Annotated in this window: 8 protein-coding genes; 5 read left to right on the top strand and 3 right to left on the bottom strand. The window is 53.3% G+C overall.

Annotated features, from left to right (window positions below; genetic code table 11):
- Positions 1–107 precede the first annotated feature (107 nt).
- On the top strand, positions 108–2,660 hold the full coding sequence (locus HNQ64_RS18090) for a peptidase MA family metallohydrolase (protein ID WP_184211261.1): 2,553 nt from the start codon (positions 108–110) through the stop codon (positions 2,658–2,660).
- 17 nt (positions 2,661–2,677) lie between these two features.
- Here HNQ64_RS18090 and dhaL read toward each other — a convergent pair whose 3' ends face one another.
- Positions 2,678–3,313 (bottom strand): dihydroxyacetone kinase subunit DhaL, encoded by a 636-nt coding sequence (gene dhaL, locus HNQ64_RS18085; RefSeq protein ID WP_184211259.1) that lies wholly within the window; start codon positions 3,311–3,313, stop codon positions 2,678–2,680.
- 230 nt (positions 3,314–3,543) lie between these two features.
- Here dhaL and HNQ64_RS18080 point away from each other — a divergent pair, with 230 nt between their 5' ends.
- From HNQ64_RS18080 to HNQ64_RS18070, 3 genes are all read left to right on the top strand, one after another.
- On the top strand, positions 3,544–3,954 hold the full coding sequence (locus HNQ64_RS18080; protein WP_184211257.1) for a GxxExxY protein: 411 nt from the start codon (positions 3,544–3,546) through the stop codon (positions 3,952–3,954).
- A 347-nt stretch (positions 3,955–4,301) separates the two neighbouring features.
- On the top strand, positions 4,302–6,662 hold the full coding sequence (locus HNQ64_RS18075; RefSeq protein ID WP_184211255.1) for a PAS domain S-box protein: 2,361 nt from the start codon (positions 4,302–4,304) through the stop codon (positions 6,660–6,662).
- Entirely contained in the window at positions 6,659–7,297 is a 639-nt protein-coding gene (locus tag HNQ64_RS18070; RefSeq protein WP_184211253.1) for a response regulator, read from the top strand. Before HNQ64_RS18075 ends, HNQ64_RS18070 begins: the two co-directional genes overlap by 4 nt.
- 92 nt (positions 7,298–7,389) lie before the next feature.
- On the opposite strand, the gene HNQ64_RS18065 is transcribed toward HNQ64_RS18070, so the two are convergent.
- Both HNQ64_RS18065 and HNQ64_RS18060 read right to left on the bottom strand, forming a co-directional pair.
- On the bottom strand, positions 7,390–11,193 hold the full coding sequence (locus HNQ64_RS18065) for a kelch repeat-containing protein (RefSeq protein ID WP_184211251.1): 3,804 nt from the start codon (positions 11,191–11,193) through the stop codon (positions 7,390–7,392).
- 86 nt (positions 11,194–11,279) lie between these two features.
- Positions 11,280–21,440 carry a choice-of-anchor D domain-containing protein gene (locus HNQ64_RS18060; protein ID WP_184211249.1) on the bottom strand — a complete coding sequence of 3,387 codons (10,161 nt, stop codon included), beginning with the start codon at positions 21,438–21,440 and terminating at the stop codon, positions 11,280–11,282.
- A 367-nt stretch (positions 21,441–21,807) separates the two neighbouring features.
- Here HNQ64_RS18060 and HNQ64_RS18055 point away from each other — a divergent pair, with 367 nt between their 5' ends.
- On the top strand, positions 21,808–22,818 hold the full coding sequence (locus HNQ64_RS18055) for a ThuA domain-containing protein (RefSeq protein ID WP_246431101.1): 1,011 nt from the start codon (positions 21,808–21,810) through the stop codon (positions 22,816–22,818).
- Positions 22,819–22,834: the final 16 nt, after the last annotated feature.

The raw sequence follows: 22,834 nt of genomic DNA, 5'->3' as shown, positions 1-22,834 counted from the left end.
CCGTGCAGGCTAATAGCCCCCTCTAGGAAGTGATCGATCTTGAATGAACGTGCTGAATTAACGCAGGATTGCTATTAGCACGCACGTTCTGTGCTTTGCTCTCTGCCATGCGCTGCCGAATTCTCTGCCTGATCGCCGCCAGTTGTTCGCTGTTGTTGCCGTCATTGGCACAGGAGCTGGATCTTGACCGCTTGTTTGAAGATCGGAATTTAGCTCCCGTGGCCCAATTACTGGCCAAAGGAGATTACGAGTTGTGCGGACGCATTTGCGAAGCTGCTATCCAACGCGGGATGAAAGCCCCTGAATGGAGACTCATGCGAATACGGGCCCTCATGCGTCAAGGTCAGGAAGAGACCGCTCGAGATGAAGTTGAGTTAGCGGTAAATACCTTCCCCGAAAATTTAGAGCTCCTCATGCTTCAGCATGAAAATGCCATATTATTAGGCCGCAAGGACATAGCAAATAAGGCTTTAACGGCGGTCAATGCAGCCGCCAAGACTAAACGTCCCCAAGATCGAACCGCCCAAGATTGGGTATCTTTAGGCCAAGCGGCGTTAGCATTGGGAGCCGATGCCAAAAAAGTCATTGAACAGTATTTCACGGTCGCACAAAAAAAGGAGCCTAAACTTGAAGCAGCCTATCTAGCCGAAGGCCATCTAGCCCTAACTAAAGACGATGATGCCCGTGCCGCGGATGTCTTTCGCGCCGGACTCAAAGCCCATGGTGAAACCGCCCTCCTCCGTACAGGGCTTGCTCTGGCTTTTGCCAGCAGCGATCGTGAAAAGCAGATGGAAAACATTGCCCGTGCGCTGGAGCTGAATCCTCTTCAAGCGGAAGCCCACCTAGCACAGGCAGAGATGCTCATTGGCGCAGAGAAATTCATGGATGCTGAGGCAGCGATCCAGAAAGTGCTAGATGTTCGTGAAAACTGTCCAGAAGCCTGGGCGCTACGCGCTGCGGTGGCTCGTCTCAGTGCTGCGGGGGAGGGCAAAGTCATCGCTGCGCGTCAGCGAGGCCTGCAACGCTGGGCACAAAACCCAGAGGTAGATCATATCCTTGGTCGGGTGATTTCGCGCGCTTATCGCTTTGCTGAAGGGCAGGCCCATCAGCGACAGGCGCTCGCCTTTGCCCCGACCTTTCTTCCGGCAAAAGTGCAGCTCTGCCATGACCTTTTGCGTCTAGGAGAAGAAGATGAAGCCTGGAAACTGGCGGCTGAAATTCGTGACCATGATGGCTACAACATCCAGGCCCACAACATCGGTCTTTTAGAAGCGCAGATGAAGGGGTATGTCACGCAGAGCTATGATGACTTCATTCTCAAAATGCCGAAGCGAGACTGGCCCATCTATGGCGAGCGAGCCCTCACTCTCTTGCGTGATGCCAAATCAGTCTTAGCTGCTAAGTATGGACTCGAACTCAAGCGACCAGTCATGGTGGAATTTTTCGGAGCCCAGCAAGACTTCGCCATTCGCACCTTCGGCAGTCTGGGCGGCCAGGGCCTCCTAGGTGTCTGTTTCGGCACCGTCATCACCATGAATAGCCCTGGCGGTTTGGCCCATGGGCGAAACAACTGGGAGGCCACCTTGTGGCATGAATTTTGTCATGTTGTCACCCTGACGCTGACTCGCAACAAAATGCCTCGCTGGCTTAGTGAAGGCATCAGTGTGCATGAAGAAACTCTAAAAAATCCTGCCTGGGGTATGAACATGAACGCAGAGTTCCGCCAGATGATTTTGGACGAAGAAGCGATCACTCCCATCGGTGAACTGACCAGTGCTTTTTTAAATGCTCAGGATGAAGATCACCTGATGTTCGCTTACTTTCAGTCCAGTCGTGTCGTCGCCTGGCTTTTAGAACGTTTCGGGCAGGATTCCATCCAGCGTATTCTCAAAGACCTAGCTGAGGGCAAACGTATCAATGAAGCTTTGGCCGCCCACACTGAAGAATTAGGTAAACTCGAAAAGGAGTTTGAAAAATACTTCAAAGAACAAGCACAAAAGCAGTTTGGATCTCTCGCGGATTGGCAAAAGCCCAAACCTGAAGAGGTCAATCTCCAAGATCTAGACTCCCTCAAAATCTATCGCCAAAGTCATCCCAATCATTTGTTAGCCACTCAAAGTTATGTGCAGATGATGCGCGAACAGGAAAAATGGGAAGAGGTCATTCTGGCAGCAGATCAACTCATTCGCCTCGTTCCGGAGGACACTAGTGTGAAGAGTGGCTACCAAATCAAAGCAGACGCCTTGAACAAATTGGGGCGTAAAGATGAGGAGATTCAAATTCTCCGCTACATCGCTGAGCATGAGAGCAGTGCCATGCCTGTTTTTCTGCGCTTGATTGAAGAAGATCGTTCGCAAAAAAATTGGACTTCTCTGCGCACGCAAGCTCAACGGGCCATTGCCCTTAATCCCTTTCTAAAGACTCCTCAGCAAGCACTTGCAGAAGCAGCCGAAGCCGAGGGACGCACTGAGGAGGCCATTGAAAGCTATCGTCGAGTTTTAATTCTCGCGCCTGAGACAGCCGCCCAAACTCATTTCCACCTAGCCCAGTTGCACAAAAGCCGAGACAAATTCCAGGCCAAAAAACATCTGCTAGATGCCATTTCCTTAGCCCCTCGCTTTCGCGAAGGGCATGAGATGCTTCGTAACTGGCCCCCATAATACAGGTTGGTTCACATTCACTGAGAGATGTAGTCCTTCATCGCCTCGAGGATGACGGTTACTGAAAGGGCACCCGCATCAGGAAAACCGAGACAGGCCTCTCCTAAGGTTTTGGCACGACCAAATTTAGCGATCATGCTTTTGCTCGCCTCCAGTCCAGCTAGAGAGGCCTCGTGAATAGCCACGATCGCATCGCTCAAGGTTTGGTTCATTACTTGGCTTGCCTTATCTGCCGCCGGCTGCATTGCATCCACCACTGTTTTATCTCCCACCGCAGCACCTCCACGCTGCTTTACCCCCTCGACACCAGCTTGCAAAAATGCCGCAAGTCCTGCCGCATCCAAAGTTTCTTGCCCATTCAAAGCTTTGCCTCCATGGCGAAAGAAGGTGCCGAAAATCGCTCCGGAAGCTCCTCCCATGCTGCTCATCATCGCCATCCCGACAGATGAAAATGCTTTTTCGACCGACTCGACTTCACCGCTATTCAATTTCTCAGTCGCTGCCTTCATCCCGCGTTCCATCCCCAGTCCATGATCACCATCGCCCAGGTTACGATCTGCCTCAGAAAGCTCCGGCTCAGCAGCGATGATGCGCTCGCAGGCTAGCAAAAGCATGGATTTGACTTCGTCTTTAGAGAGGCTGTTTTTTGGCATGGTGATGGAGTTTTAATGATCAATGAGCAACTTCAAAGCTCAAAATGAGAAACCGCTCACCAAAGAGATCGCTAGAGAAGAAGACCTGTGAGCTCGCGGCCAACCCTGCAAATAAAAGCCATGAGACTTTGACAAGAATGCCAGATTTCTTAAATTTATCCATGCGACAAGCGACAGCTTTAGAATGTGCTTGTATTGATTCAAGGTGTTCAAATTCGAGGTAATCCTCTATGGACGTTCAAGACCTTCCGCACATCGTCATTCGTGCCTGCATGCAAGTACATGCTACACTGGGCCCGGGACTGACACGTGAAGCCTACGAGGAGTGTTTGGCGGTCGAGTTACGAACTCTGGAGATTCCCTATGAGCGCGGTAAACCTCTGAATTTCATCTATCGTGGTCAGCAGATCCTTGCGGCGGCGAGCTTAGATTTCGTTATCGAGGAGGCACTCATGGTAAGAGTGCTGGCGTGTGAGGAAATGCCTGAAATGGAACGAAGGGGCATGGAAACTTGGCTAAAACTCAGTGGATTGAAGACTGGTTTGATTGTAAATTTTCAAGTGCCTGTTTTAAGGAAAGGCATTCATCGCATTTCCCTCAAAAGACGAGAGAATCCTGGAACCAACGATTCTCAAAAATGACACGTTTGGGCAGCACCAATCACTCTTGGTCGTTTAAAATCGGTTCCCATGTTCGCATCATGCTGACAATGAACGGATCAGGCCACCATTCCACGGATGAATGGCGTGAATATACCCCATGAAAAAATAGCCGTTTGAGATCTTCAAACGAGCATTAAAGGAATCCTGCCTTCAAATTCCCAAGGAGGTTTTGAATAAGCGTGGCCGCCCTGTAGAGAGCGGCCTAGGGAAGACCATTTGCAGCTACTTCGTGCGTATTTAGAAAAAAGAATTGCACCTAGCCCAGGATCAGCTTTCCTAAGGCTGCCATTTGAAATTTAAAAACGAAAATATTTCTTACTGAAAAAGTGAGTCTAAACCCCCAGCAAAACTATATTCTCCGAGATCCTCATGATCGCGTAGAGGGGGTGTTTGCAGCCAAAGGAGAGCTGAGTGAGATGGATCTTGAGGAAAGAAACCTCGTTCACAAAATCGAACGACGTAACGGTTACTCAGCCAGATCAGCCCTCCTCGACAGCCAGGATTCAGAGCCTCTTTGCAACGCCTGGATTGATGGCATCGAAGATCGAGTGGCTTACATTTATGACTTCGAAAGCCAGCAGTTGATCGAGAATGGTGAACGTCTGGCAGGGCTTTACGGATACGCCTCCGAAGAAATTCAGTCTCTGCCCGAAGGCTGGGATTCACTTGTGCATCCAGACGATTTGGAACGGGTACGCCTAGGGCGCGAAACACTGACACGCGGCCAAGCAGAGACCGTCACCGTCCAGATGAGGGTGGCCTGTAGGGATGGTCGCTGGGAGTGGATTCAGCATGATTGGAGGGCCCTGCGAAGAAACTCCCAAGGGGAGATGACGAGGGCCATCGGTTTTGTGCAAGTGATCACACCACTCGCACTTTCCACCCAGGCCCTGCGAAATGAAGCATCCCTCAATGCACTTTGTCGCACGTTGGTGGAGGAATGGGTGGACGGAATCTTTCTGGTGGATGAGCAGTGGCGCATCCTCTTTGCCAACCAAGGTGCTTTAGATACTTTAGGTTACACACAGGCAGAATTGCACGGTCGTTCCATCAAGCACGTGGTGCAGATGGATTTAGGAAAGAAAAAGGAACCCACTCTTCCGAAAACCTGCCAGAAGGTGACCATCCGCGGGTCTCACCTGCAAAAAGACGGTGGCAAACATAAGGTGGAGGTGGTGCTACGAAGGCTACCGGGAGAAAGAGTTCTCGTCACCACACGTGATATTCGGGAACAACTCGCCGCCGAAGAATTCACCCGCCGGCAGGCCGCTTACTACCGCGGCTTATTCGAAAACAACCCTTCAGGAGTAGCCGTTTTCGATACGACTTTGCAAATCACGAAAGTGAACTCCGCGCTGCGATACATGTTGGGCTACACGGATAAGCAGCTCATACAAATGCGCATTCCAGATTTACTGGATGGGCAAAACAGACCGGAAGAAGATTTTTGGAAACAGGTGGTGGAGGCCAACTCCAAACCTAGGCGAGAGATAGAGATCACGCTCAAGCGCCGCGAGGGAAAAAGTCTCTACGCACACGCAGCCGTCACGTTCCTACCAGATACCGCCCATGAAAGTGGCCAGGGCATCATCATCTTCACCGATATCAGTGCGAGGCGTCAGGCAGAGCAAGAGCTAAAAAGACAATCGCAACTCAATGATACGTTAGTTCGAGAATCTGCCGCGATGATCGGCCTGGTTGATCTCCAAGGCCACATTCAAAAGGTCAATCCAGCGGTGGAGAAAATCTCCGGCTATTCTGCCAAGGAACTCGTAGGAAAGACCATCTGGGAAAGCGGTCTGGTAGATACGGAGGAGCTACCTCGCGCACGTGAACGATTAAAAAAACTAATCGAAGGAGCCCCCCGCGTGACGGCCATCTCACGTGCAAGAACTAAGTCGGGTGACCTTCGCATCATCCAGGTCCATAACACGGCCACGCGCAATGCTGACCAGCAAATCGAAGGCTTCATCATCACGGCGATTGACATCACCGAGCAACAGCGACTGCAACATCACCTCATGGAGGCCATTGAGCAGGAGCAAGCCCGCATCGGCCATGATCTTCATGATGGCGTGGGCCAGTTGCTGACCGGTATTGGTGCCCTGGTAGAGATGCTCCAACTACGTCTAAAAGGCACTGAGGAATCTGAAGCAGCCCGCATTCATGAGCTTGTGCGGCAGGCAATCCAACAAGTGCGGCAACTTTCCCGCAACATGTCCCCAACCGCGATCCAACATCGTGACTTGGCTGCATCTCTGGAGTTGTTAGCAGATACTGTCAGGACCAGTTTTAGACGGGAGTGTACCTTCATCACGGAGATGGAGGTTAAAGTGACGGATTCCAGCATCAGCAGTCACCTCTTCCGCATCGCCCAAGAATCCATCAACAACGCCATTCGGCATGGCAACCCGACTCACATCGAGATCAGCCTCCGTCAAGAAGGCCCGACCCAAGCGGTGATGGAAATTTACAACGATGGCCGCGCTTTTGATTGCCGCCCAGGCTTTGAAGGCATCGGCCTCCGTGTCATGCATTACCGCGCCAGCCTGATCCATGCTGACTTTTCTGTGAACTGCCCTCCTGAAGGAGGCGTCAGAATCACCTGCAAATTTCCCCTACCTTCCGAGGAGGGGTCACCCCAAGCGACGACAAAACCAAACCAAAAGCAAAAATACAAACCGTGAAATACAAAATCTACATCCTCGATGATCATCCGATCGTGATCGAAGGTCTGAAGAAAATCCTCGAAAATCAAGAAGACCTCCAGATCATTGGCAGTTCTGAAGATGCCAATACGGCTCTGCTCCAAATCCCCAAGCTGAAGCCTGATGTTATCATCTTGGACATCACCCTGAAAGACCGCAGCGGTGTGGATCTTGTTAAAAAACTTAAGCAGAGCCATCCAGAAATTCATGTCCTGGTTTACTCCATGCATGATGAAAACGTGTATGCCGAACGCTGCCTCCGTGCCGGCGCGATGGGCTACATCATGAAGGGAGAAAGCGCAGTCCGTGTGCTCCAGGCCGTTCGCCAGGTGCTCGGGGGTGGTTTCTTCTTCAGTGCCAATCTTCTTGGCAGCATCGTTTCCGGTGGCGGTCCCCGCTCCGGCTCCCGTGGTGAACCAGGACGCATGCTGAGCGACCGCCAGCTTGAAGTCTTCGAAATGGTGGGCCGTGGCTTTGACTCTCACGAAATCGCCGAGAAGCTTCAACTGAGTGCCAAAACCGTGGACGCTCACAAAGCTAACATCCGCCAGAAACTGGGTCTTGCCTCCGCACGCGAACTGCTCATGGAAGCTGTCCGCTGGGTGGAAAAATAGGATCTACCCGGAGTTGATAAACTCCTCACATCAACCGCCGGGAGTCCTTGGGGTGCTCCCGGCGGTTTTTTTGTGATTTTTCCTTTCCCCGATCACTCGGCATCCACTTTGAAAAACTCCACCGGTCCCGCAGGATTGAACCGGAACTCCAGTTTCCCCTGAGCGTTGATAGTCACCTGGGGTGCAGTGAGTGGAAATGAGGTAAAAGACGTCAAATTCGTAGAACGACGCAGCCCCACGGTCAAAGTAAAGTGTCCCGTTTGAGGATCACGCCTGAGCAGAGGCTTGCCAACATGGAGGGTCTCAATCTGTGCTGAATTGTAGAGACCGGCACCAGAGGCTGTGGAAAAATAGGTCTGTACTCGGCTTGCCTGCGCCACCTGCCAGTCAAAGCCCAGAGACGCCATCTGAAACTCAGCTGCGTCACTCAGACCATCACTGTCTCCATCCACATTGAAAGCCAGAGAATGACCGGTGACACGGATGTCATAAGGATTGCGCAGCACATCGTTGCTGCTGATCCGAAGAAACGCAGTTTTGGCTCCACCGGATGAGGCGGTGAATCGAACACTAAAAGTTGTCGTGCCACCACCTGCAAGCGGAGCCACCGGGAGGCTCAGCACCTCAAAATCCGTAGCCTGCGAACCTTCCTTGAGAATTTGCAGTCCGGTCAGATGATCAGATCCGAGATTGCGGACGGTGTAGATTTTCGTCAGAGCCGAGCCAGTCAGCAACGGACCAAAATCGCTTGTCCCCCCATCAACCAAGGTACTCCCCGAAGCTTCTTCAACAACCATTTCTACCGGCCCCGAACGACCGACACTCAACCCATAAGTTTTTTGGGCCACACCGTCCTCCGCCGTCACGACAATCTGAATGGAAGTCACCCCAACATTCAGTGGAATATTCGGACTGGCCTGCCCTGAACTTACTACCACCCCATTGACCTTCAAAGTCGCTGCCGCCTGAGCGAGCGAAGGAGTCACCTTCAAGGTGGAAATTCCATTAGGAACCTCCAGGCTGTAAGCGGTGACTGCCGGAGAAAACACTGGCGTGAATGAACCATAACTCACCTCGAGACCGGACAGATTCGCATCACTGGAAAAGCTGGTGCCGCGAAGAAGAGCCGTAAAGTCAGGGCGGTCCGGATCATTGCTGGATATCCTCAGTGTGGCCGCCCGTGGCCCGGGTCCCGTGGGTCTATACCGGATCGTCAATTCCGTGCTGCTGCCTGGACCGGACAAAGGAGAGGTCGGAGAAGACGTAATACTGAACATGGAGGCATCTCCCCCCTCCAGACCGCTGGTAAAGATGAGATCTGAACGTCCCGCATTGGTGATCACAAAGGTGCGGCTGCTCTCCTGCCCCACCAGGACCAAGCCGAAATTGGTCTGGCCACCGCTGGCAAAGTCAGCACCTGCAGGCTGTTGTACTCGCAGCTTAGCAACCGCAGGCTCAGGTACATAAACTATTTTCCCGGAACTGGGCACTCCAGCCGAATACAATGTCAGCAAAGCGTGCCCCACCGGGACATTTCTAACCTGTGCGGAAGAAAACAGCGAATCGGAAAAGGCCGAAGTGCTATCGGCTTCGACAAAGACCGAATATCCGTTCGTTAGATACTTTAACTGAACCATCGGATGATTGACTGCGGAATTCTGTGTCGTCCCGCTTCCAGCTTCAGGACGATCTGTGAAACCACTGCCGTTCACCACTAGTCGGTCGCCTGAATCGAAAACAGCCAAGTTGACCAAGGGTCTGGATTGCAGCTTTGCAGACTGGCCGGGATCATAGATTGCAGCTGAATCCAAAGCGCCTTCGGTTCCGATACCACCAGCCACCAGCACCTTCCCAGCCCCTAACAATACGACATTCATGTAGTAGCGGCTATCTGGCATGGGGGTGGTCACAGTCCACTTTGATGTGTGAGGATCAAAGATTTCCGCTGCGGAGATTGAATTGGCATTAACATCCAATCCACCAAGAATAATGATCTCTCCGCTGGGCAGCGAAACCGATTCGTGGAGATAGCGAGCCATGGCGATGCTGCCAGCAACGGACCATCGTCCAGTACCGGGATCGTAAATTTCAGCTTCCTCCTCCGGTTGAGATTCATCATTGTTACCGCCTGTGACCAGTACTCGTCCATCCGGCAGCAAATTAGAGGTATGGAAGCTGCGCGCATGCACCATGCTCCCTGTTGAAGACCAGGCTCCCGTCACCGGATCATAAATCTCCACCGATGCGCTGGCCAGTCCCAACGGAGAGATCCCGCCACTGACCATGACCCGGCCATCTTTGAGCAAACTGGCAGAGGCGTTCGAACGGGCGAGCATCAAACTCCCGGTGATCTGCCATGTGCCCAACAAAGGATCAAACAAAGCCGCCCTGCTGAGGATGCCCCCTGTGGAGGTGCCTCCGGCGAGAAGCAACCGGCCATCCCATAGCAACGTTGCCGTATGGTAGTAGCTACCTGTGCCCAAATTTCCTGAAGCACTCCACGTCCCTGCCACTGGATCAAATATTTCGCAGCTCACAGGCGGAATATTGTTGGACCCGAGACCGCCCGCCACCAGGACCCGGCCATCATGCAAAAGGGTGCTACTGTGCAGATAACGCGCAGTAAGCAGGCTGCCTGTGGCGGCCCATTGTCCGCTCCCAGTTTGATAGACGACCACACTGGAGTACGTGCCTCCTGGGCGGGAGCCCCCGCTTATCAAAACATTTCCATCGGTAAGCAAAACGGATGAAGACAGATAACGTACGGCAGGCATGCTTGTCGCAGGCTGCCACTTGGGAGCCAGATGACGCCACCGTTCGACGGCAGCCACCTTTCCTGAAGTTCCCTGACCACCCACCACCCACACGTCACCTTGCGGAGATGCAAGGGCGGCCGCAGAATGACGCGCCTGGGTGAGGTCCTCGCCGGCAGAAGACCAATCGCCTGTCTCCGGGTCAAAAATCTCAGAAGCTGCCAACGGTGTCCCGGCATTTTGGCCACCGAGCACAAGCACCCTACCATCCACCAACAGAATGGCACCCGCATGGGATCTTGCGGTCGAAAGTGCATCTGCTGTACTCCACAGCCCCGAAGTTGGCTGAAAAATCTCCACGGAAGTCAAGGGTCCGCTGCCCTGCCCCGCAGCCACGAGCACCCGACCATCCACCAAACGTGTAGCAGTGTGGTGATGACGGGCCGTTGCCATGGAAAGAGCTCCATCCCATTGGTTAGCTGTTACGTCGTAGATTTCAGCCACAGCCAGGGTTTGTCCTCCGGTCCCCTGCCCCCCGAGTACCAACACACGACCATCCTGCAACAGAGAAGCCGTATGTCCTTGCCTCGCCGTTCCCAGGTCATCAGCCGCGGTCCATTGGTTTGCGGCAGGGTTATAGATCTCCACAGACGCAAGAGCAGTTCCGTTTCCCAGCCCCCCAGCGACCATCACCCGTCCATCAGACAGCATGGTTGCGGTATGTCCGCTGCGCGCCTGTCCCATGGCCGCAGCGGTGGACCAAACCCGGGTCTTCGGATCAAATATTTCACAAGAAGACATGACCCCGCCTGTTCCAGTCCCGCCAGTTACAAGAACGCGTCCTGAACGAAGGAGCAGAGCTGTATGACCGCTACGCGCCGCCGCGAGGGGAGTGGACTCCGCCACCCTGCCCGTGCGCATGTCACAGCTTTCCGTCGAGGCCAGGGCCAGATCTCCGATTCCTAGTCCTCCGGCGATCAGAACCTCCCCGTTTGTCATCAGGGTCGCGGTACAGCCACTGCGACCAGAAGCCAGGTTGGATATAGTGTCAAATTCCCCTGCTGAAAGCGAAGATACAGCCGAGAACCACATCAAAATGGAAGTCTTGAGCAAACCGTTCAGGCACCCGTCAAATCGAGGCATAAAGCATGACATAACAAAAAGGATGAAATAGACGCAAAAGGGAGTCAGAGGACGCATCCTCTGACTCCCAGGTGGGTTGAATCAGATCAAGGTGCTAAAACCTGTGTGGTGTCTCCACCTTGCAGTGTCACAAAGATGACCAGACGACCGCTGCCATCCATGAGCGGCTGCTCAATGCGGCGTGAGCCTGTGATGTTCACACCTGACCCAGGAAGATCCACATCTGTGACGACACGAGGAACGCCACCAACCATGATGGTCTGGCCAGTGCGGATGATCAGGTAGAACGGACCACCGTTAGGGGACTGGCGCCAAATTCCCTTGTTGTTGCCATTGGAGGAGTTCGCTGCCACCGGCGGGCTGACTGTGACCAGTCCACCCACAGTCCCAACAAACGCGACCTGGTTGTCACCACCGGCCAGAGGATGATCCAGTGAGATGAAGGTAGCGGCCTCGTAGCCCTGGGCAATGTCTCCCTCAGCAACAACCAACCGCATGATGCCGTCCACAGCGGTATTGGCATAAATGCCATGGTAATCATTTTCAGGAGCGTTACGGGTGGTTAGCACACCATCACCATCGGCATCCACCCAGGCGCGCCAAGCACCACGGTTGTCGCCATTGCGTGTCAGCCATCCTCCCCATGGATTGCCCACCTTGGGGCGTCCAGGGGCTCCGGTCGGAGTGACGGTCCGGTCAGGATTAATGACCCAGCCACGGCGAAGTAGGACTTGCAGGCCTGCTGGATTATTCGCCATACCACCCCAGATACCATCATTGGTCTTACCATCCGCATTGGTTCCAGTGTTGTTCAACAGGCCGCGGAACGCCACATAGCCATCTGTGCCCAGAGTGGGTGCCTCTAAGGTTCTGAATGTCGTATCTGCACCGGCATTAGGAGCCGCGTCACCTGTCGCTGCCACTTTGGTGAGAGCCTGCCCACGCGCTGCAAAATAAACACCGGACCCACCTGTGATGACAGCACCAAAGGCGGCATTGCCATCATCATCCACACGGACAGGATCACTGAAGTTGCCCGCGAGATTACCAAATTTGGCGGTGGTGGCCCCTGGTGCCACGCTTCCCTGACGAGCCAAAATGGACAGAGGCTGAGCCACACCACCCACGAAGCTGGCTCGCAGAATGGCAGTCGCGTTAGCATCGGCTCCGGCCGTGAGGACACCTGTTCCACTCAGAGAAACCGAGAAAGCGACCTCCGCATCCGCACCGATCTGAGCCGTGCCCCAACCTGCGGCAGATGAAAGCGGCGCATTAGCAGTGGTGCCTCCAGAGCCAAATCCAGAGATCTTCACGCCAGTGAGCACTTCATCTTCACCTTCCTGGGCGACAAGCAGGGGGCCCTGCGGCCCGCCAACTTCACTCCACAGACCTGTGTCATTGTCTGCGGTGATTCCGGAACCCGTTATCCGCGCGACGAAGGATACCTGCCCAGTGCGGTTGATAGCGGGGATCTCCGGAAGTAAGTCATAACTCTGGACCGGGCTTTCGGGATGTAGATCACCCGTCAGAGCCACCAACTTCAGAGAGTTGGGAGTCAAGATGTTCTCTGTTTTCCAGATGCCCTTTTCACCCCCCGAAAGTTCACCGGGGAACACGAGACCACCGTTTTCAGCGAGATAAGCACCGCGGATGAGCGGACCAAAAGTCCCCACAGTGCCCGTTCCAGTTGAATCAGGAGCCAAGTTGCCGGTGACGACGTCACCATAGAATGAAGGCACGGGTGTCGGTGGATCAAAGGCTCCAGTGCCTTCCAGATTGATAACGAAACTGCCTTCAGCATCGGGATCGTTGCTCGAGATGAGAACGCTACCGGTGTAGCCTCCCAGGCTGTTCGGCTGGAACCTCACCTGGAACGTGGTGGACTCGCCCGCCCTCAGAACAGTCGAGGCGGCAGGAGCATTGATCACACTGAATTCTGGATCGCTGCCCCCCTGGACGAGAATCGTGCCCAAAACCAGTTTCGCATAACCTTCATTGGTCAGGGTGAAGGTCAGGACATCGCTGGTGCCAGGTGCCACATCACCAAAATCAATCACAGGCGTCGGCGTTACCACTAATGTCGTGCTAACCGGCTGCTCGACGCGGAGATCGGGATTACCAACTACGAGTTCCACGTCATTGCCGTCTCCACCCAGGTAGTCCACCCAGGCCGGTTTACCCGAACCCTGAAAATCTGCAGATATAAGGGTCGCATCATTGAGGCCAAGGAAAGTGCCTCCCACAGCATCGGCAGCATCGTTCTCAACGATCACAAAGCTGTCGCCTAAATTAGCCCCTGGGAAGCTGCCAGTCAGGAGCAGCGCCGTGTTGTGGAGAGATACTCCGCCAGCAACGATCAAGGCCCGATAACCTGTGGCTTCATTGTTCTGAGCCAAACCATTAATCGAGATTTCAAGCTCAGTTGTCACGCCAGTCCCGAAGGTAAGCCCTGCTGCTCCGGCAACCGTCATGTCGGTGGTCGTTCGCAGCGGACGAAGGGCACCCGATTGGGAAGTCACCTGCACGGCACCACTCCCCTGAGTGGTGATCGCGCCGGCACCTGTATTCTGAGTGATGTTACCATCCGCCTTCAGCAGCAGATTTGCATTTGTCGGCACGGTCACATCCGCAGCAACAGTGAGCGTGCTTGTCTGGGTCAGATCACCCACCGTGATGCTACCAGCGGTGATGGTGTTTAGCTCCAGCCCAACCAGACCCAATATCCCGGAGGCATCAGCACCACCGATGGATACTGCCGTTGCGCTCAGCGGACGGAATGTCACGCCATTGCCTGCTACGTTGATGGTAGGATAGGGGTTAACACCGCTGCTGAAAATCCGAACACCATTAGCGATGACTTCGAGGTCGCCAGTGCCTGAGGACACGATGGATGATCCATCACCATCCAAGCTGAATGGCGGGAAGTAAGCAGCCAATGGGAGGCCATTGCCTGCGGCTCTGATCTCGATATCAGCAGTGCCAGTAGATGCTAAAGTCCCCCCGGCTGTGATTCGGACTCCATAATTGGTTTGGCTAGCTGCTGCATTGTGGCCACCGCCCGTTCCAGCCAAAGTAATCTTACCAGTCGCAGAAGTGATCTCAGCATCGGAATCCACAAAAACACCAATGTTGTCACTGAGGCCGATTCCCCCCACTCCCGTAATTTCAATCGGTGCCGCACCCGTGGAACTAACGATGGCACCGCCCCCGATACTCACACCACGATAAGTTCCTGTCGTGTCACCCACGAAGGACCCACCCGTTCCCTGAATGCTCAGCTTACCTTCGGCAGCACTGACGACAGTGCCAAAAGCATTGATAAAAACACCGTGGTTACCAGAGCCAGCATTGCCAGGAGCTCCAACGCCAATGATGGAAAGCTCAGCATCGCCAGCCACCTCCACATCGGCCATCAAGTTGATTGCCACACCGTAGTGGCTGCCACCTGTACCCTGCGTTTCACTGTCACCGGAGATAAGCACATCCCCGCCAGCGGAAGAAATGATGCTTGCACCACCAGTCACAGTCACCCCAGAGGAGTTGGTAGTGGATCCAGTCACTGGCCCCCCTGTCCCTCTGACCGTGACAGTTCCTGGATTAGTTCCGGTGAAAAGACTGCGCACCTTGCCACCGTTAATCAAGAGCACCCCACGGTTTTCGCCGCCTGTGAGTGTATTGCCTCCACGTCCGCTGACGTTGACACTTCCCGTGCCGTTGGTGATCACGCTCCCTCCATCCAAACGCACACCCACAAAAGTCCCCGAGGATGCCACAGCTCCACGGTTGGCGATCAAGCTCAGATCTCCGTCCACTACCGAAACGGTGCGACCACTGCTGACTGAGATATTCAGCAATGTCTCCACATCCAAGGAGGCAGTGCCAGTGAATATGCAATTGCCGGTAAAAGTCACCGCACCCGCAGTCGCTGTGTCAAGATCCACGTAAAAAGAATCATCGAAGGTTCTCCCCGTCGTGATCGCAGCACGCCCGTTGAACTCCACTCCCACAAGGCCTGTTCCAAGGCCGACGGCATCCGTGATGTTCACTTCTGTGACACCGCTCTTGAAGAGCGTCAGTACCGATGTGCCGGTGCCCGTTGCAACTCCTGGCGTCTCGGCAAAGTTCCAGGTTCCAGCGCTGCGGGTCAATGTGTAACGATTGTCGTTCGGCGCGGCAGGCACGGCGATAACAATGTTGAACGGATCATTGCCAGTATTTGCCAGTTCGATGTCCACCACAGTGCCAGTCACCACCACCTGTGGAGTAGCGGTGCCACTCACTGGGAAGGTAAACGATGCTTCATCGACATCGTCACTGACAATTTCCACGTCACCACTGAAGGTGCCTGCCGTGGCAGCGGTGAAGGTCACCGTGAAGTTGGATGACTGCCCAGGAGCGATCGAAGTCGGTGCTCCGCTCACGGAAAATCCTGTAGGAGCCGTAATGCTGCTGATGGCCAGGGTGCCGAGACCATCGTTGGTAATGGTGAACTGTTTGCCGACTGGACCACCCACGGTCGTCGAGCCAAAAGCGGTGACTCCCAGCTGTGCGTCCGCCAGTTCGGTGAGTCCGTCGAAGACCTGGATTTCCGGGGCAACCAGAGTCAGCACCACGTCATTGCCAGTGGCGAGAGGCGTCGTGGAGTCTTCATTATAACGAACAAGCAGCTCGCGTGCAGTTCCTCGGAAATTGGGAATCAGGTAGCCTTGTGGCAGTCCGGCGAAATTGCCAGTGACGACATCGACGCCATCGTTTTCTACAATAACAAATCGGGCACCGACGGATGGAGCAAAGACATCGCTGGGAATCTCAAGGTCAGAACCAGTGAGGTTCACTGCGCCAGTGACCGTCAATTTACGGTAGCCGACTTCACTATCAGCCGTCGTTCCTTTGATAGGAATTTGGAGAGTCGTCCCACTCCCGAAGGCCACCGATCCTGCGGTAAGATCATTGCCTGTGAGATCAGGATTCACGACGCCTGTTGCGGAGGTAAAGATGACGTCATCTGCAGAAGTGATCACTGCATCCAACTCCACATTGCCACTTGCGGCCAGTTCCAGGTCCATACCCGCTGGGATGGTGACTGGCACACCCACTGCCACCGTTGTGGTGTTGCTAATGTCACCGACCGTCAATTTGGCAGCAGCGATGCTGTTGATTTCAGCCTGAGGGATACCAAAGCTGATCACAGAGCCCATCGAAACCACGTCATCGCCTCCCAATGTGGCAGGAAGTGCTGTGCGGGGACCGACGGTGACTTCATTCCCAGTAGCGGTGATGACACCCCCGGTTACAATTCGCATCGAATTCGCCCGAATGAATACGTCACCAGTTCCTGCCGTTGAAACAATGGCAGAATCGGCATTATCCAGGCTGAAGGCCTGAGAATTGGGACCATTGAATTTTTCGGTAGCGGTGATGTTGATATCAGCGGCCCCCGTGGAAATAACGCGGCCCCCAGCTGTCACACGAATGCCATTATTACCATTAGTAGCACCAGAACCTCCTGCTGTCGCAGTCACCGTGATGTCACCGTTCAGTGAGGTAAGCTGACTTCCTGTACCCGTGATTTGCAGCCCGATGTTATCCGTGGTGCCTGCACCAGCGATCGCTGTTAAAGAAATTGGACCGTCCCCAGTGGAGCTAACAGCGCCACCGGCTGAAATGCGAACACCAATCTGAGAGCTGCTGGCGGGCGCATCACCCGCAGTGCCACTGATGATCAACGTTCCATCTTCAACCGTGACTAACGAGTTAGTAGCATTGACAGATACACCACGGTTGTTAGCACCGCTTGTAGCATCTCCACCGGTTCCCGTGACGGTGACATCTGCAGAGCCAATGCCGTTTATCTGTGCTCCATTCTCAACGGAGACGCCCAATAAACTGCCACCTGTGCCGGTCGAGTCAGTGCTGCCAACCACCTCAATGCCACCTGCGTTTGAGATGATCCGGGTGGCGGCCCCAGTGATGAGAACGCCAGCGGCATTATTTGTCGCGCCGCTTGTCGCACCACCTGTGCCGCTGATCTCGATGGTTCCAGCGGTCATGACATCCGTTGAAGTGCTCTCAACAACCGAATTGGACTGCATGTAGAATCCCCGGTTGGATGCCCCATTAGTGCCGTTACCGCCGCGTCCGAGAAGAGTGATGTTTCCACTACCGCTGGAACTAGCTGTGTAACGATTGAAATGGATTCCAGTGAATTCGCCGGAACTAGCGGTCGCCCCTTGGTTGGCCTTCAGGGTAAGATCGCCATCCACGACAGAAACCGTGCGGCCAGGAGTCTGCCCCGTAAGGTAAATGTTAAGAAGCGTCTCCACATTCAAAGATGCATCACCGGTGAACTGACAGTTACCGTCGAGCCTCACTTCTCCGGCCGTGGCTGTGTCGAGAAAGACATTAAAGTCATCGTCAAAAGTCCGGCCAGATGTGACCGATCCACGACCGTTGAAGGTCACCTGCACCGCACCTGATCCCAGGCCCACGACATCACGGATGTTCACCTCGTCCACTTCAGACTTTGTGATGGTCAACACCGCAGTATTGGCGCTGCTGACACCTGTCAATGCAATGGTGCCCCAGGTGCCACTGCTGCGGGTCAGGGTGTAAGTGGTATCATTCGGCACAGCGACCGTGAGAGTGAGCGGATCTGTCCCTGCGGCGTTGTAGATCTGGATATCGACATCGGCCTCGCCAGCCACACCACCGGGCGTCACCACGACATCCGGTGTCACAAACCCCGTTATGCCGAAGGTAAATGGGCTACCCACTGCCTCGTTACTGGTGATAGATACCGTGCCAGTGTGAGTGTTGGCTGTGTCAGAAGTGAGAGTGACCGTGAAAGTGGTCGTCTGATTAGGCTCCAGAGACAGAGGGAGTGCAATGCCTGAAATGGTGTAGGCAGCTGGGGCGGTAACATCGGTAATCTCGACAGGAGATGCGCCCGAGTTTTGGATAGTGAAGACTTTGGATGGATCACCCGAATCTGGAGTCTTCGTCCCGATATCAATCAATGGGGTGTTTTGGCCGTCGGTAATGGTCACAGGGCCCTGAGAAACGGTAATATTGGAAAGACCAAGACCGATGTCATTACCGCTTCCCAAAAGATAACCGATCGCCGAACCACCTCCGAACGATACCACGGTGCCGTTAGGCTTGCCTGCAAAGGTGCCAATGACGGCATCCGCTAAGTCATTCACCAAGAATAAAATCTGGTCCGTTTCGAGCAAGCTGTAACCGCCAGAGAACACTACATTAGCGCCGCCAAGAGAAACGGCACCATTGATGGTGTATTGGTCGTAACCTGTGCCTGGCAAGTTGCCCTCAATCTCAATTTCCAAGGTGTCATCAGAATCGATCGCAAAATCACCGTTGACCACAATGGCACCTGGGCTCGCTCCAATGCTGAAAGTGATGGCCTTACCTGCCCCACTCACTGATCCACCATAAGTGCCATTTGGGATCTTAACAGTGGCCGGAGAGGTCACGGCGTTGATGGCTTGCTGGATGTTGCTGATGGTAGCCGCACCAACCACCGCAATGTCTGCTTTGACCTGTAGATTGGCAGGAACACCTTGGAAACCATAAGTCGCAGGTTCTGCGTCGGTACCTAAAGTAAAAATGGGTGAAAAATCGATGTTGGCAGAACCGGGGCCTGCAAGTTCAGGTTGGCCTCCTGGAGCGGAAGCGGTGCCACCAAACACGACTGGAATAAGCTCGTCGTAGCGAAGCTCTGCACTATTGGCGGTGACGACTGAAGGCGTGGCAGTGCCGAACCAGTTGCCGCTGAAATCCTTCAACTTGTCGGGCGACAACGAGGGATTGGTTTGGCGATCAACTACCTGTCCATACCAGTTGCCACTGATTGCATTGCTGTTGAACTTGCTGTTAGCAGCTTGCTGCGGGGGAGCTCCTCCAGCATCAAGGAAAAGAACCCCAACAGTGCGGTTATTGATGATGTAGTTTTGCTCAACCAATAGATTGTCCGTCTGGTTGCGCAGAATCATCCCAGTGTGGTTATTCTCCAGAACATTGCGGAACACGGAGTGGCCACTGCTATTGTTGATGTCAATCCCTGTGCGCATCCCGGTGATCAAGTTTTCCGTGATACGTGCATTGGTGAATGCCCCCTGAATGGAAATTCCCGCAGAACTCAAGGTGTCATTCCAAGTTGCAACAGTGTTTCCAGAACGAGTGATCGTCAGACCTGAGATCGTTGCATTGGAAGCAGCAATGGTAACAGCGCTAGTCGCTGCACCGGCGGGAGCTTGGACGATCGAGGCACGATTAGGAGCACCGATCAAAGTCACGGCTTTGTTCACGTTTACATATTCAGAGTAAGTGCCAGCCAGAAGATTGATGTTGGCATTGAGTGCAGCCGCCGCAATAGCGGCATTGATGGTGGTGAAGGCGTTGCTTCCGGTAAGAGCAGCGCCTGCAGGCTGGCCATTTTTCACCAGAGTATTCGCTGCAATAAAATCAGCAATCGACGTGACGTTGTTTTCGGTAATGATCAGAGCCGTATTTGGCCCCATGTTGGTGGTGTCAAAAGTATTGCCCGAGATTGTGGCACCCGAACGACGAACACGGAAAGCAGTCCCAAAAGTAATAGTGCTGACAAATTGATTGCCAGTCATCACGAGATTGCTCACGTCAATCGTGGCCGCATTGTTCCCCCAAGCAACGGGAGGCATGACAGCGGTGTCATATCCACCCGTGATAGCCTCAATCCTGTTATTGCTAAAAGTAACACCACTTAGCGAAGAAGCTCCAGCACCACCACCATTACCGATCACGATCAGCTGACGCGCGACATTTGCGGTAGTGAATTGTTGGGATGAGGGAGCAAAGGCGGGATTGGCACCAACAAAAGTTTTACCTGAAAACAGGTTGTCATTGATGAGAACACCCGAACCCGCCGTTCCAAATTCAATGGTTAACGCAGAATCACCGTTGGCGCGAATGTCATTGCCTTCGATTTTAAGGGTCGTCTGCGAACCTTTCACATACAGCGCTGCTGCTTCTAGCCCTGGAGTTCCATCATAACCAATGAGCGTGAATCCAGCACTAGATTCACCGATAGTCACACCAGTGAGTGTTCCCTGCACTTCAATTGCCCCCAGAGCACTGCCCGCCACCGCGCTCGCATCAATGGTAGTGACTCCACGACCACCCGTTGAAATCAGGCGCACCGCTTTGCTAATGACCACTCGCTCGTTGTAGATACCAGGCGTCACACTGATGGTAGCGCCAGGAATGGCGGCATTCACAGCAGCCTGAATCGTTGTGTAAGCCTCAGTTCCAGTAATGGCGGAACCTGCTGCAGATGAGCTGCTATTGGTGACCGTGTTTGCTGCGATCAATGAACTCAGCGGCGTCGTGTTGTTTTGAACGTCGAGCAAAGAACCGACATTGGTGGTATTGAACGTGTTACCAGTAAGAACGAGATCTGGACGCCGAGCCCGAAACGCGGCCCTGCTAGGAGTGACGCCAGCAAAGGTATTTCCAGTAACTGTCACGCCATCCACATCAATTGTCGCCAGCAGATTACCCCTTGTTTCCCCTGCTTGCGTGGCACCTGAAATCGCAGTGATCTGGTTATTGGTGAATTGCAGATTAAAAAGGGTCACAGGATTCGATGGACCATTTCCAATAACAATGACCTGCCGAGCCACATTGGGTACCGTGAACTGATTTCCTGTTGCTGGAAAGGCACCAACGAAGGTTTTGCCGGAGAAAATATTGTCGTTAATGAGAACATTTGTTCCCGTCACAGCATTGAACTGGAACGTTAAGGCTGAATCTCCATTTGCCACAATATCATTGCCTTCGATTTTCAGGTTGTTGTGCGTTCCCTGCACATACAAGGCCCCCACCTCGCTGCCGGGAACATTATCGAAGCCCACAAGAGTGAATCCGTGACCCGTTTCACCGATGACAGTTCCGTCCGTGTTTCCGATCAATTCAATCGCACCCTGAGCACCAGAAGCTACAGCAGAACCGTCAATGATCGTCGTCCCACGACCATTTAAAGAAATCAGCTTAATCGCTTTGTTGATCACGACACGTTCGTTGTAGGTGCCAGGACCAACAACAATCTCATCCCCAGCTGTCGCGCTATTGACAGCGGTTTGAATGATGTCCCCGGCCGTTACATTGATGGTGGCTGCGGATAAAGAACCGGACAGTATCGAAAAGGCCGCAGCGGCCAAGAGTCGTAATTTGGAGGGGGAGGGTCGTTTCATGGAATCGGGAGGTGGCAATGCGTCTATGCGGGGTGTCTTTGAGCGAAATTTTTGTTTAAGATAAAGTATTGTAATTATCTTAATTTTTGAGCTTTCGTATTTATACTTAATCCTTAAAGCCGAAATAAAATGATTAATTTACCTTAATATTGTCTGACATTTTTTATTTTCCTTACTTTTTCGTCTGTCAGGCAATGTCCCATAGTACTTCACACTAGGCTCTACAGGATCGATGGGTTTGCGTTACAAAAAAAATCTCTTCGGATGGATTTTTGCAGAGGAATTTTCTCTTAAATGTTCAAATCACCACGATTCGACTCTCAGATTTGTCGAATGCCGCTGTCCTGGAACTTAAAAAGCTGGGAATTTGCGCAGCATCACTGCCTACAAAAGGCGAGTTGGATATTTTGCTTGTTCTGGAGCGACTTGTAGGTCTTTAAAAAGAGATATGAGATCCGCTTTCGTGCCCATTTTAGCCCTTTTGGTCCTGACTTTTTTTGTGTCTGTGGCAGCGCCCTCGACGAAGCTAAAGATTCTAATCATTGATGGTCAGAACAATCATAAATGGGAGATCACGACCCCCGTTTTAAAAGACGCCCTGGAAAGCAGTGGGGCGTTTGATGTTACGATTTCAACCTCCCCACCCAAGGGAGCAACGAATGAGGCATGGACTTCATGGAAGCCTGATTTTACCGGCTATGCGGCAGTGGTGAGCAATTACAATGGTGAGCCCTGGCCTGAAACAGTCCGGATCGCGTTCGATGACTACATGAAAAAAGGTGGCGGATTTATCTCCGTTCATGCAGCGAATAACTCCTTCCCCGAATGGAAGGAATACAACCAGATGATTGGTGTTGGTGGTTGGGGGGGCAGAAATGAAAGCTCTGGTCCCTGGCTTTATGTAAAGGATGGCAAGCTTTTCCGAGATCCCGTGAAAGGGCCTGGTGGTGCGCACGGCCCACAACACGAATTTAGGGTGGAAATTCAAGACACAGACCACCCCATCACCCGTGGTTTACCACAGCGCTGGCTTCATGCTCAAGATGAACTTTACAGTCGCCTTCGCGGACCTGCCGAGAACATTCAGATTTTGGCATCGGCTAAATCAGATCTTACCGCAGAGCAGGAGCCGAACTTGATGGTTTTGAGCTATGGCAAAGGCCGCGTTTTTCACACAACATTAGGCCATGCGGATTACTCCATGCTTTGCCGGGGGTTTTATGAAACACTCCAACGCGGGACAGAATGGGCCGCGACGGGTCAAGTCAGCCTAACAGCAGATGTGCCAAAAGATTTCCCAACGGATGGGAAGTTGAGCGTCATCCAATTGGAGGGCCATCCGAAACAGTCACGCCCGGCGCCCAAAAAAGCGCCCTGAGAAGGGGCAACCTCGA

The sequence above is a fragment of the Prosthecobacter dejongeii genome (assembly GCF_014203045.1).
Lineage (GTDB): Bacteria > Verrucomicrobiota > Verrucomicrobiia > Verrucomicrobiales > Verrucomicrobiaceae > Prosthecobacter > Prosthecobacter dejongeii.
This window is presented reverse-complemented; position numbering and strand designations above follow the sequence as displayed.